The following is a 12103-nucleotide window of genomic DNA, read 5'->3' as shown; positions in this document are numbered from 1 at the left end:
TCATCGCAGGCAGCCCGGCAAGGGCCGTAGCACCAGGTGCGATCGCGCAAGGGGGTCGGCAATGCCATTCTTCACCGATTCGGCGGAAGGCGCGGTCGAAGGCATTGGCGCGGCACGTCGCATCGGCTGGATGCGTTTCGTCGGCAATGGGCTGGGGGCGATCCCCATCGCTTCGATCATGCTTGAACGCCATGACGGCGGGCTGGCCTGGGTCCTGCTGCTGCTCAACGCGCTGGCGTGGCCGGCACTGGCACTGCGGCTGACCCAGCGCTCCCGCCAGCCGGCGGTCGTCCAGTTCCGTTGCATGGTGGCCGACTCCTTCTTCGGCGGTGGCTGGATCGCCTTCATGGCGTTGAGCGCGGTGCCCAGCGCACTGTTCGCCGCGCTGCTGGTGGCCGACAAGATCGCCGCCGGTGGCGTGCGCCTGGCGATGCGCGCCACGCTGGCCCTGCTGCTGGGCTTCGCACTCACCTGGTGGTTGCTCGGCTTCCCTTACCAGCCGGTCACCTCGCAGCGCACGATCGTGCTGAGTGTCCCGTTCCTGTTCGTGTATGGCATCGGCCTCAGCATTCTCAGCTGGCAGCTGGCGCGCCGGGTCAAATCGCAGAACCGTCAGCTGCAGCGGCTCAGCCGGATGGACCCGCTGGTCGAGCTGGCCAACCGTGGCTTCCTGATCCTGCGTGCGCAGCAGGCGCTGGACCGGGCACAGGGCCAGGGCGGTTTTGCCTGCCTGCTGATGCTCGATGTGGATGATTTCAAGCGCATCAATGACTCGCATGGCCACCGCGCCGGTGACGAGGTACTGCGGCATATCGCGGCGACATTGCGCACCTTTGCCCGGCCCGGTGATACGCCCGCGCGGCTGGGGGGCGATGAGTTCGTGGTGCTGCTGCGCGACTGCGCACCCGTCGATGCGATGCACGTGGCCGAGCGGGTGCGCCTGCACCTGCTGGAGGCCGCGCAGCAGGCCACGCCGGGCGTGGAGTTCAGCGTCAGTATCGGCATTGCCGCCACACCGCGTGGCGGCAGTGTCGAGGACTGGTTGGCACTGGCCGACCGCGCGCTGTACCACGCCAAGCGGCAGGGCAAGAACACGGCCAGCTACGGCGAGTGAGTGCGGCACCGCCGCCGCCGAACGAGGGTGAAATGCCCGTTCATCCTGCACGCGGAATCGGCATGCCAATCCTCTACCATGGGCCACCCCGCCCGGACGCGCTCCCATGCAAGACGCTCTCGTTGCCCAGCCCAAACCCCCCATTCCAAGGATCGCGGCGTGGCTGATGATGCTGCTTGGCATGTGGCTGGCGCTGAAGCTCGGCCTGGTAGTGACCCTGCTGTCCGGCCTGCTGGTGTTCCAGCTGACGCACGTGCTGGCCTCCACCGTGGAGGGCAAGCTGCCGCCGGGGCGGGCACGGGCGATCGCAGTGATCGTGCTGTCGGCGATCATCATCAGCGGGCTGGTACTGGCCGGCATCGGCGTGGCCTCGTTCTTCCGCAACGAGACCGGCGGCCCGGACGCATTGCTGGCGCGCCTGATGGAGATCCTCAACACTTCGCGGCACCAGGTGCCGGCGCTGCTGCAACCCTACATTCCCGAAGACATGCCGGCGTTGCGCGCGGCGCTGAACGACTGGGCCGCCGAGCACCAGCGGCAGCTGGGCGTGGCCGGTACCTCGGTGGTACAGGTCGGTGTGCGCGTACTGATCGGTATGGTGCTGGGCGCGATGATCGCGCTGTATGACGAACTGCCGCTGCCGAAGATGGGCCCGCTGGCGCAGGAGCTGGTCGGGCGCACCAGCCGCCTGGCCACCGCGTTCCGCCAGGTGGTGTTCGCGCAGGTGAAGATCTCGCTGCTCAACACCGTGTTCACCGCCATCTTCCTGCTGGGCGTGCTGCCGTTGTTCGGCGTGCACCTGCCGCTGTCCAAGACCTTGGTGCTGATCACCTTCCTGGCCGGCCTGCTGCCGGTGGTGGGCAACATCATTTCCAACACGATCATCGCCATCGTCGCGCTGTCGGTCTCGTTCTATGTGGCGGTGGCGGCGCTGCTGTACCTGATCGTGATCCACAAGCTGGAGTACTTCCTCAACGCGCGCATCGTCGGTGGCGAGATCCAGGCGCGTGCCTGGGAGCTGCTGCTGGCCATGCTGGTGATGGAGGCGGCCTTCGGCCTGCCGGGCCTGGTCGCCGCACCGGTGTTCTATGCCTACGTGAAGCGCGAACTGGTCGACCAGCGCTGGATCTGACGCGGCGGGGCATGACGTAATTTGCCCCGATTCGACAACCCGTGCGGCCTTTGTCGGTGCGTTCGCGGCGGGCGCGGTATACCCATGGCAACGATTGATCCGGTAGCGGCTTGGCGCCTGTGCAGGCGGCCGCTACAGTGTTGTGCACTACAGGGGAAATGTGCATGGCCCGCAAGGCGTCGCCCATCGGATTGCGGACCTGGGTCTGGATCCTGGCCGGGCTGTTCGTAGTCTGTACGCTGCCATTGATGGCCATCGCGCTGGTGCAGGGCACGCTGCGCTTCACTGCCGCCGAGGACAACCTGGTCAGCCTGCGCCAGTTGCGGCAGACCTTCGACCTGGCCAACCTGGTGTCGGCCGAGCGCGGCCCCGCCAACAGCCTGCTCGGGGCCAACACGGCCGATGCGGGCGAACAGGCCCGGCTGGCGGCGGAGCTGGCAGTCGCGCGCAAGCGGGTCGATACCGCCCTGCAACGCCTGGACACCGTGTTCAACGCTGACCCGGGCGTGGTCGACGAACACGGGCTGCTGGCCGATGCGCAACGTCGCCTGCAATCGGCGCGGGCCGCGGTGGACCGGGTGGCGGCACAGCCGCATGGCGCGCGCCAGGTGGAGGACGTGGAGCGCGCGATCAGCAGCATGTTCGCCGTGGTTGATCGCCTGCACGTGCTGAGCTCGGCGCAGATCAACGTGCTGGTCAGCGCCGACCGCGAAGCAGCGATTCCGGCGATGCAGGGCCAGGTGCTGATCGACCTGCGCGAGCATGGCGGCCGCCTGGCCTCGAACGTGATGGCGCCGGTGGCGGTACCGGGGGCCTGGCGTGACGAACAGGTGCGGGCGGCATTGCAGACCGAAGGCCGCCTGCTGGAGCTGTGGCGGCTGGCAGGCAGCCATGAAGCGGTGTTCCGCAGTGATCCGGCGCTGTCCTGGCATTGGGACATGGCGCGCCGGCAGTTCTTCGGCGAATCGCTGCCGATGATCGAACAGTTGATCGAGGATGGCCGGCGCGGCGTGCCGCCGCCGTGGACCTCCGCCGAATTCACCACCCGCTACGTGCCGACCCTGCGGTCGCTGGAAGCGCTGCGGGACGGCTACCTGAGCGTGTCCATCGCCCGTTTCGAGCGCACCCGCAATCGCGAAGCGACGCGCCTGGTGGTGCTGGTGGCGACGGTGCTGGGCACGCTGGTGGTGCTGGGCGTGGCGCTGCGCATCGCGCATCTTCAGATCCTGCGGCCGCTGCTGCAGGCGCAGAAGCAGGTCATCCAGATCGCCTCGGAAGCGCCCGGCCCGGAGCAGCATGTGACCCACCCGCTGGCCGAGATGCAGCGCCTGTTCGATGCCATCGAAGTGCTGCGCGAGAAGTCGCGCGAGCGCTCGGCATTGACCAGCGAGCTGCGCCAGCTGGCCGGCACCGATGAGCTGACCGGGCTGTTGAACCGGCGCGCGCTGGACGAGTTGGTGCAGCAGCGTCATGCCGACGGTGGCAACAGCGCGGTGGTGATCCTGCTGGACGTGGACCGCTTCAAGGCGATCAACGATGGCCACGGGCATGATGCCGGTGACGAAGTGCTGGTGCAGGTGGCGCAGCTGCTGCAGCGCCACCTGCGCCGCAGCGACAGCATTGCCCGCTATGGTGGCGAGGAGTTTCTCGTGTTGCTGGCCGACGGTGATCTGGCCGGTGGCCGCCAGCTGGCCGAGTCGCTGCGGGTGGCGCTGCAGCGGCTGGACATCGCCCTGGTCGGTGGCAAGGTGCTGCGCGTCACCGCCAGCTTCGGTGTGGCCGAGGGCGGCACCGATGCGCTGGGCTGGCGCACCCTGCTGCGTGCCGCCGACGCGGCCATGTACCAGGCCAAGGCGCAGGGCCGCGACCGCGTGCGCGTGGCCGGCGGCGGCCGCAACGCACGTTGACGGCACCCATCAGCCGATCTGCGCATGCACGCGCCGCAGCGTGCGCGCAATCATCCGGCGCGCGATGGGACGCGGCACCGAGAGTCCACGCCAGCGCAGCGCACCCACGCGGAAGGTGGCGCTGGCAGTGGCCAGCACCTTGCCGGCCGGGTCGGTCAGCCAGCCGCGGGTGAAGGCGATGCTGCCCTTGCTGTGCTCGACTTCGCCCCAGCCGATGATCCGCCCGGGCCGTGCGGGGCTGACGAAACTGGTCTTGGATTCGACCGTGACCGCGATGCGGTTGGCAGGCAGGGTGGCGTAGATCGCTGGCCCCATGCAGTCGTCCAGCATCGCTGACAGGAAACCGCCCTGCACGTTGCCCATCGGGTTGGTGAGCACCGGCCCGGCCTCGAACTCGACCTGGATGCGGCGCAGTGCATCGTCGTAACCGACGAAGCGCCAGCCGAGCAGGGTGCCGGCCTGGGAGCGTGGAAGATCACCGTTGACCACGCTGTAGAAGATCGATTCGGGATTCATCGTGGAGCCTCGCGGGGGAGAGGGGAGAAAAAGAACTCACTGCGGTAGCGACAACAGGGCCAGCACGAATCCGATGACCGACAGCAGCACCACCGCGGCGCCGGCGGGCACCGGTGTACGCGCACCGGTGCGTCGCCGCACGCCGGAAGCGACCAGGACCGGCGGCAGGGTGGCGACCAGGCAGAACAGCTGGAACGCCAGCAGCTGCGGCAGTGCGAAGTGGCCTCCGAAGAAGATCAACCAGGCCAGCATCACGCCGGCACCGGCCAGTGCGATCCAGGCAGCGCCGACCACGCGGATGAGTGCCATCAGCAGCACCTGCATGCGGGGGTCGATCTGTGCCCACGGCCTGTCCACGGCCTGGCCGTGGTAGGGCATGAAGTCGGAGCGTTTCAGATAGGCCGCAGCAAACAGGCAGACAATGAAGAACGCCAACAGGTAGCAGCCGAACGCGAGCCAGGCGGACAGGTCCATGTGGAGGCCATGCGGTTGCGGAGGAAAGGCCGCGTTTGTACCGGCAGCCATGCCGGTCGCGCCACGGGGTTGCGCGATTCTGGGGCAGCACGCCGTTAGGGGCGTGTCGCGGCTTGCAGGGCCGTTCCTCCATCTGCCGTTAACGCCAGTGCGGTGGTGAGGAATGCGTCACGTACGCGCCATGCGCTCTATCTCGTTTCCTGTGAAGAGGCCGCAACTACCCCTCCACGCCCAGGTCACCGCGCTGCGCAGACGCTGGGATTCCATTCCATGAAGGACGACGCCATGACCCAGCTCACCCTGCCCGAACTGGCCAGGAAAATGGCCGGCATTGATTTCAGCCTGCTGCAGACCCACGCCGGTGGAGAGATTGCCGGCCGTCCGATGAGCAACAATGGCGACGTGGACTATGACGGTGACAGCTGGTTCTTCACCACCGAAGACACCGACATGGTGCGCGAGATTGAAGCTGACCCCGCCGTTGCGCTGGGTTTTTCCGGCAGCAAGTCGCTGCTGGGCAAGCCGCCGCTGTTCGTGCACGTGCAGGGCAGGGCTGTGCTGGTGCGCGACCGGGCCACGATGAGCCAGCACTGGGTGAAGGACCTGGAGCGCTGGTTCGAACAGGGCGTGGATACACCGGGACTGGTGCTGATTCACGTGCGCGCCAGCCGCATCCACTACTGGGATGGCGAGGACGAGGGCGAAATCGTGATCTGACCGGAACCGCGCAGCGCCCGGCGCATCGCGTTCCAGGGTCAGCAGCGCGCAGGGTGTGCTGCCGGATCCTCAAGGTTGGCCAGTTCAGGTGCCAAGGCGTGCTCCACCGCACGCCGCAGCAGTGCCGGTGCGACATAGTGCCGGTGCCCGGCGTCGATCAGGGCCATGTACATGCCGCCGAACGCATTGAGGGTCTGCACGCGTGAGCCCAGGCTGATCTCGACATGTCCATCGCGATGCCGCTGCACGCGCACGCTGCTGCGGAAACGCAGGTGCCGATCGTCGGCGCCGAGCAGGACTTCGGCGTCGTTGTCCTGCGTATCGATGTGCGAATCCAGCACCGGGAATCGACCAGCGAACAACCGGCTGCGATCGGTCGACAGCAATGACGACACCGGGCATCCCAGCGGCGACGTGCGCAACCGCAACGGTGCCACCAGTCGGTTTCGCAGCGCCATCAGCTGGCCTACGCCGCTGGGTGGATTGCGCAGGAAGCCCTCCAGTACGTCGGCCAGCAGCGCCGACGCGGAACGGTGGACCACCTGCGAGGGTTCCAGGCACAGGGTGGTCAGGTCCTGGTAGTGGCTGTGCGGCAGCGCTGTGGTCAGCAGGCCATCGGTGGGCGCGGGCCGCGAATGGATGGGATAGGCCGGTGTGGCACGTTCGACGAACCCGCGCAGCGGCCGCATGGGGATGCGGCGCAGCGGGCCGAGCAGGGCACGGGTACGCGCGCACAGGTGCGCGCACACGCTGGGAGGTGCCGCCTGCAGCGACAGCTGCAACAGCGGTGCCGCCGCAAGCGAGGTGCACGAAGGCCAGTACGATTCCGGAAGCACCTCGGTCAGGCTGGGGATATCGGCGGCATTGCGCTCCACCTGCGCACGGGTCTGCTCGCTCATTCGGCCTGCCAGTTCATCGCTGTGGCAGGACAGCGCAAACAGCGCCGGATGTGCAGGATGGTTCGACGCGAACTGGTGCCAGGTGCCGCCGCCGAAGCGCACGGTAAACAGGCAGTCCGGTGGGATGCGGACGCGCCGAAGCGTGCGCGCGAAGGCACCAGGACCTGCTGCCAGCTGCGCGTCGGAGGCGGTAGCGAAACGCAGCTCGGCTCCCGCGCTGCCGGCGATGGCGGTGAACATGCGCGGGCCTGCATGGCGATGAAACGGGTGGCCACCGGCACCGACGGTGAAGCTGTACAGCGAGGAGGCATCCCCGTGCTGCAGGTGCATGCCACCCAGTCGCGCCGAAGGTTCATCCAACGCATCGATGAAGGCCGGGTGGTGGCGCTGACGCTGGCCGGCGTCACTCACCAGCGCGTCACCCGCACCGATGCCGAGCTGCGCGATCAGGGTGACTTCGGTCGGACTGCCGCCGTCCTGTGCCGGAAGCTGCACTGCTGGAAACGAACGGCGATCGCGGGTCGAACCAGGCATGGTCATGCTCCTTGGCGGGGCGGATCAGCGGGCGGGGGACTTGCGGCGGGCGCGGGCTTCACGCTTGAGCGGGCCGCCGACCGGGCAGACTTCGGCCGCCCACGAGAACAACGTGTTGGCCAAACGGTCGGGTACCTGCCTGAAGTACACGAACTGGCCGCGTTTCTCGCGTTCGATCAGTCCGGCTTCCTCGAGGATGCGCAGGTGGCTGGACAACGCCGGCTTGCTGAAGTCGAAGCGCTCGGCCAGCTCGCCCGCGCTGAGCTCGCCGGCGCTGAGATAGGCCAGGATCTGCCGGCGGGCGGTGGAGGCAAGGGCTTCGAAGATGCGGTCCATGGAGAGCTAGTTAACTAATTCGTTAATTCATGTTGCTCCCGCCGCTTAGGACTGTCAAGCCATGAACCCATTGCGCGGCGCGCCCGGGCTTTGCCATCCTCCCTGCTGTTTTCCGTAGCGTGGAATCCCGATGCGTCCTGCGTTCTGGCTGGCTTTGGCCCTGCTGCCCACCCTGGCGGTGGCGCAACCCGCGCGTACTCCCAAGGCCAAGGCCCCGGCGCAGGATCCCTTCAGCGAGTTGTTCGATACCGCCTGCATGCAGCACATCGGTGCGCCGGCGCGGTTGCAGTCGCTGATGGAATCCAACGGGCTGTCACCGCTGCAGCCTGCCGAAGCGGCAACGTTGCTGCAGGGGCAGTCGGGCGTGGCCTGGATGGTGCCGCTGGCCAGCGGCCGTTATGCGGTCAGCTGGGCCGACGACGGCACCTGCTCGGTGTATGCGGAAAAGGCCGAAGCGGCGGTGGTGCAGAAGGGCTTCGCACGGCTGGTGCAGGCGGCACCGAAGCCATTGCAGGCGCGCTCGCTGCCGGGCCGTGGTCCGCTGTCGGCCGACCAGGTGGCGATCCAATACGGCTGGGCCACGCCGGGGCAGGCCAAGCTGCAGGTGCGCTTCCGGCTGGTGACGCGGCAGGCGGCCGAGGCCGGCGTACAGGCGATGGCCTCGGTGACGCCGGGGGACGCGATGCTCGAACCCGCGGCTCCCACCCGATAACGCCTGCCGGGGCCCGCGCCCAGCCGGTGGACCATGCCCGCGATTCAGCCTTTCACGCAGGATGTGGTATATCGTTTATCGATAAATCCACCCTGGGGCGGCGAGGCCACCCCAATGCCGGAGGCCGCTTGACCGCTCGTCCCGCCCGCGCCAGACCCGCGCGAGGCTTGTTCACCCTGGCCCAGGCCGCCGTACAGGCCGTCCGGGCGATGTGCTGGCTGGGCATCCTGGCCGCACTGCTGGCGGTGCCCCTGGTCGCCCATGACCGCCGCTGGCTGCTCGACAGCGTGCATGACGCCGAGGCCGCCGCTGCGCATGGCAACGACCTGTTCCTGCACTTCTGCCTGGGCCTGGGCGCGATCGTCGCGCTGCTGGTGCTGTGCCTGCTGTTCCTGCGCCATCTGCTGAGGCTGCTGAAGTCGGCGGCGCGCGAGCGGCCGTTCACCCATGCCAATGCACAGCGCCTGCAGCGCATGGCCTGGCTGATGCTGGCAATGGAACTGCTGTCGATCCTGATCGGTGCCTACGCGGCTTGGATGGGCCCGGATTTCACCTGGATGGAGGTGGGCGGCGGCATGTCGATCACCGGGCTGGTGGCGGTGCTGATGCTGTTCGTGCTCGCACGCGTGTTCGCCGTGGGCGCGGCGATGCGCGATGACCTCGATGGTGTCATCTGATGGCGATCGTCATCACCCTGGACCGCATGCTGCAGGCTCGGGGCATGACCCTGTCCGAGCTGGCCGGGCGCATCGACATCACCCTGGCGAACCTGTCGATCCTGAAGACCGGCAAGGCGCGAGCCATCCGCTTTTCCACGCTGGATGCGATCTGCCGCGAGCTGCAGTGCACGCCCGGCGACCTGCTTGGGCATGACCCGGCGCAGGCGCAGGATGCCGACTGAGTGGACGCCCTCTTCCCTTACCCACTGACGAAACGGACCTGAAATGGAATGGTTGGCTGACCCCTCGATATGGATGGGCCTTGCAACCCTGGTCGTGCTGGAGATCGTTCTCGGCATCGACAACCTGGTGTTCATTGCGATCCTTGCCGACAAGCTGCCGCCGCACCAGCGCGACCGCGCGCGGGTGATCGGCCTGGCGCTGGCACTGCTGATGCGGCTGGTGCTGCTGGCGGCGCTGGCCTGGATCATGAAGTTGACCGAGCCGCTGGTGACCTTGTTCGACCACAGCTTCTCCGGGCGCGACCTGATCCTGCTGGGCGGTGGCCTGTTCCTGCTGTTCAAGGGCACCATGGAACTGCACGAACGGCTGGAAGGCCGCGCGCATCACGAGGATGGCAAGAAGGTCTATGCCAGCTTCGCGATGGTGGTGGCACAGATCGTGGTGCTCGACGCGGTGTTCTCGCTGGACTCGGTGATCACCGCCGTCGGCATGGTCGACAACCTGGGCGTGATGTATGCGGCCGTGACCATCGCCATGGCGCTGATGCTGCTGGCCAGCAAGCCGCTGACCCGCTTCGTCAACAAGCATCCCACCGTGGTGGTGCTGTGCCTGGGCTTCCTGCTGATGATCGGCTTCAGCCTGGTGGCTGAAGGCCTGGGCTACAAGATCCCGAAGGGCTACCTGTACGCAGCGATCGCTTTCTCGATCCTGGTCGAGGCGTTCAACCAGTGGGTGCGTTTCAACCGTGAGCGCAACGAGCGCCGCCAGCCGTTCCGCCAGCGCACCGCCGATGCCGTGCTGAGGATGCTGGGCGCGCGTCCAGCGAACGGCCACGACGACGAAGGCGTGGACGAGCAGGTGGACGCCGACGAGCGCCTGCAGCCGGCGGAGCACGAAATGATCCGCAGCGTGCTGGGCCTGGCCGATCGTCCGGTGTCCAGCGTGATGACTGTGCGTGCCGACGTGCAATGGATCGACCTGGCGCGTGGTCAGGAGGATGTGGTGGCGCGCCTGGTGGCCTCGCCGCATACGCGCCTGCTGGTCGGCGACGGTGACCTGGACAGCCTGCGTGGCGTGGTGCAGAGCCGGGACGTGCTGGCCGACCTGCTGCAGGGCAAGCCACTGCAGCTGGAGGGCAACCTGCGCGAACCGCAGTACGTTCTGTCCACTGCCAGTGCGCTGCAGGCGCTGGAACTGATCCGCCAGCATCCGGTGCCGCTGGCGGTGGCGGTGGACGAGTACGGCAGCGTGGAGGGCCTGGTGACCGCCAACGACCTGCTGGCGGCGATTGCCGGTGACCTGGTCGATACCCAGGACGAGCGCTATGGCGTGGTGGCGCAGGGCGAGGATCAATGGGAGGCCGATGGTGCGCTGACCCTGGACGACCTGCAGCGTTTGGCGGGCGTGTCGCTGCCCCGCAGTGCCGACTACATGACCATCTCGGGTCTGGTGCTGGAGCAGCTGGGCCGCCTGCCGGACGTCGGCGACGCGGTGGAGGTGGCCGGCGTGCGCATCACCGTGCTGGCAATGGAGAAGCGCCGTATCGCCCGCCTGCGGGTGGAGCGCCTCGACGGAATGGCCTGACCGCCTGTTGTTGTAGAGCCGGGCCCATGCCCGGCTGCGTGTCGAGAAGCCGAGCATGGGCGCGGCTCTACACAACACGACCCGCAGCCGTCACCATGGCGGGCCCGCTTTCTGTCATGGATGGTTGCAGTGCTGAGTACGATCGGTTTGTTGATGGGCCTGTATGTGGCCTGCCGCCTGTTCTGGCCGCTGCGCATGCCCATCGGGTTGAAGGTCGTGCTGTCGCTGCTGGTGGTGGCCATGGCCGTGCAGCTGCGCATCGTGGCCACCTTCTGGGGCACGATGGCATCGCCGGAAATCCCGAAGATGGCCATCGCCGTCCTGGCCACCGGCTCCACGGCGGTGCTGCTGCTGGCGTTGCTGATGCTGGTGCTGGATGTGGGCCTGCTGCTGTCGCGCCTGCTGCGTTGGCCGCGCATCTTATCGGCCCTGCGCGCCTCGAAGCTGCGGCCGTTGGCCGGCCTGCTGGCGCTGCTTGTGAGTGGCTATGGCATCAGCCAGGGCATGGCCGTGCCCCAGCCCAGGCAGATCGACGTGGCGATCAAGGATCTGCCTGCTGCGTTCGACGGCTATCGCGTGCTGCAGCTGACCGACATCCACGCCAGCCGCCTGCTGACCGGCGACTGGGTGCGCAGGGTGGTGGACGAGAGCAACGCGCTGAAGCCGGACCTGATCGTGATCACTGGCGACCTGATCGACGGCAGCGTCGAGGCCCGCCGTGACGACGCGCGTCCTCTGGCCGATCTGCGAGCGCCGGACGGTGTCATCGCCATCACCGGCAACCACGAGTACTACGCGCAGTACCAGGACTGGATGCAGGCATTCCGCGCACTGCGCATGCAGGTGCTTGAGAACAGCCACATGCAGGTGCGGCGCGGCGACGCGGCGCTGACCATCGCCGGTGTCACCGATCCGGTGGCGGCGCGCTATGGCCTGCCGTTGCCGGATCTGGATGCTGCGCTGGCCGGTGCCGATCCGTCCGCACCGGTGATCCTGCTCGACCATCGCCCGCGCAATGCACGCGAGGCGGCGGCGCGTGGGGTGAAGCTGCAGCTGTCCGGGCATACCCACGGCGGGCAGATCATCGGCATGGACCAGCTGGTGAAGCGGGCCAATGGTGGCTTTGTCTCCGGCCGCTACGACGTGGAGGGGATGACGCTGTACGTGGGCAACGGCGCGGGCCTCTGGGCCGGTTTCCCGGCGCGCATCGGCGTGCCTTCGGAGATCACCCTGATCACGCTGCGCCGCGCGCCTTGACCTGATGTGGGGTCAGATC

General features: G+C 67.7%; 13 protein-coding genes. 9 read left to right on the top strand and 4 right to left on the bottom strand.

Annotated features, from left to right (window positions below; all coding sequences use genetic code 11):
• Nucleotides 1–61: 61 nt before the first annotated feature.
• The 3 genes from AC5P53_RS11850 (at nucleotide 62) to AC5P53_RS11840 (ending at nucleotide 4153) form a co-directional block, all read left to right on the top strand.
• Entirely contained in the window at nucleotides 62–1114 is a 1053-nt protein-coding gene (locus AC5P53_RS11850) for a sensor domain-containing diguanylate cyclase (protein WP_014646308.1), read from the top strand.
• Nucleotides 1115–1220: 106 nt separating this feature from the next.
• Nucleotides 1221–2246: an AI-2E family transporter gene (locus AC5P53_RS11845; RefSeq protein WP_032961540.1), complete on the top strand. Its 1026-nt coding sequence runs from the start codon at nucleotides 1221–1223 to the stop codon at nucleotides 2244–2246.
• Between the two features lie 164 nt (nucleotides 2247–2410).
• The gene (locus AC5P53_RS11840; protein ID WP_111205860.1) at nucleotides 2411–4153 is read left to right on the top strand and encodes a GGDEF domain-containing protein; all 1743 of its coding nucleotides are present in this window, start codon (nucleotides 2411–2413) and stop codon (nucleotides 4151–4153) included.
• Nucleotides 4154–4162: 9 nt separating this feature from the next.
• Here the strand turns inward: AC5P53_RS11840 and AC5P53_RS11835 are convergent, their stop codons facing one another.
• Both AC5P53_RS11835 and AC5P53_RS11830 read right to left on the bottom strand, forming a co-directional pair.
• The gene (locus AC5P53_RS11835; protein WP_046429424.1) at nucleotides 4163–4669 is read right to left on the bottom strand and encodes a PaaI family thioesterase; all 507 of its coding nucleotides are present in this window, start codon (nucleotides 4667–4669) and stop codon (nucleotides 4163–4165) included.
• Between the two features lie 36 nt (nucleotides 4670–4705).
• Complete coding sequence (locus tag AC5P53_RS11830; protein WP_046429425.1) at nucleotides 4706–5143, bottom strand: hypothetical protein; 438 nt, start codon at nucleotides 5141–5143, stop codon at nucleotides 4706–4708.
• A 285-nt stretch (nucleotides 5144–5428) separates the two neighbouring features.
• Between AC5P53_RS11830 and AC5P53_RS11825 the strand changes: the two genes are divergently transcribed.
• Complete coding sequence (locus AC5P53_RS11825) at nucleotides 5429–5860, top strand: pyridoxamine 5'-phosphate oxidase family protein (RefSeq protein WP_046429427.1); 432 nt, start codon at nucleotides 5429–5431, stop codon at nucleotides 5858–5860.
• 38 nt (nucleotides 5861–5898) lie between these two features.
• On the opposite strand, the gene AC5P53_RS11820 is transcribed toward AC5P53_RS11825, so the two are convergent.
• Together AC5P53_RS11820 and AC5P53_RS11815 are read right to left on the bottom strand one after the other, a co-directional pair.
• Complete coding sequence (locus AC5P53_RS11820) at nucleotides 5899–7293, bottom strand: DUF2867 domain-containing protein (RefSeq protein WP_134808602.1); 1395 nt, start codon at nucleotides 7291–7293, stop codon at nucleotides 5899–5901.
• A 24-nt stretch (nucleotides 7294–7317) separates the two neighbouring features.
• Nucleotides 7318–7629 (bottom strand): metalloregulator ArsR/SmtB family transcription factor, encoded by a 312-nt coding sequence (locus tag AC5P53_RS11815; RefSeq protein WP_004147836.1) that lies wholly within the window; start codon nucleotides 7627–7629, stop codon nucleotides 7318–7320.
• A 130-nt stretch (nucleotides 7630–7759) separates the two neighbouring features.
• On the opposite strand from AC5P53_RS11815, the gene AC5P53_RS11810 reads away from it, so the two are divergent.
• From AC5P53_RS11810 to AC5P53_RS11790, 5 genes are all read left to right on the top strand, one after another.
• The gene (locus AC5P53_RS11810; RefSeq protein WP_032960801.1) at nucleotides 7760–8341 is read left to right on the top strand and encodes an NMCC_0638 family (lipo)protein; all 582 of its coding nucleotides are present in this window, start codon (nucleotides 7760–7762) and stop codon (nucleotides 8339–8341) included.
• A 209-nt stretch (nucleotides 8342–8550) separates the two neighbouring features.
• A complete protein-coding gene (locus tag AC5P53_RS11805) occupies nucleotides 8551–9018 on the top strand; it encodes a DUF2975 domain-containing protein (protein WP_041864087.1) in 468 nt (155 codons plus the stop codon).
• On the top strand, nucleotides 9018–9242 hold the full coding sequence (locus tag AC5P53_RS11800) for a helix-turn-helix domain-containing protein (protein WP_012479411.1): 225 nt from the start codon (nucleotides 9018–9020) through the stop codon (nucleotides 9240–9242). The genes AC5P53_RS11805 and AC5P53_RS11800 overlap by 1 nt, the downstream gene beginning before the upstream one ends.
• 43 nt (nucleotides 9243–9285) lie before the next feature.
• Nucleotides 9286–10827, top strand: coding sequence for a TerC family protein (locus AC5P53_RS11795; protein WP_041863153.1), 1542 nt, complete (start codon nucleotides 9286–9288; stop codon nucleotides 10825–10827).
• 120 nt (nucleotides 10828–10947) lie between these two features.
• On the top strand, nucleotides 10948–12084 hold the full coding sequence (locus AC5P53_RS11790; RefSeq protein ID WP_241887222.1) for a metallophosphoesterase: 1137 nt from the start codon (nucleotides 10948–10950) through the stop codon (nucleotides 12082–12084).
• Nucleotides 12085–12103 lie beyond the last annotated feature (19 nt).

The sequence above is a fragment of the Stenotrophomonas sp. YJH_SMC_82 genome (genome assembly GCF_059368875.1).
The sequence above is the reverse complement of the archived record's forward strand: the minus strand, read 5'-3'. Positions and strand labels throughout refer to the sequence as shown.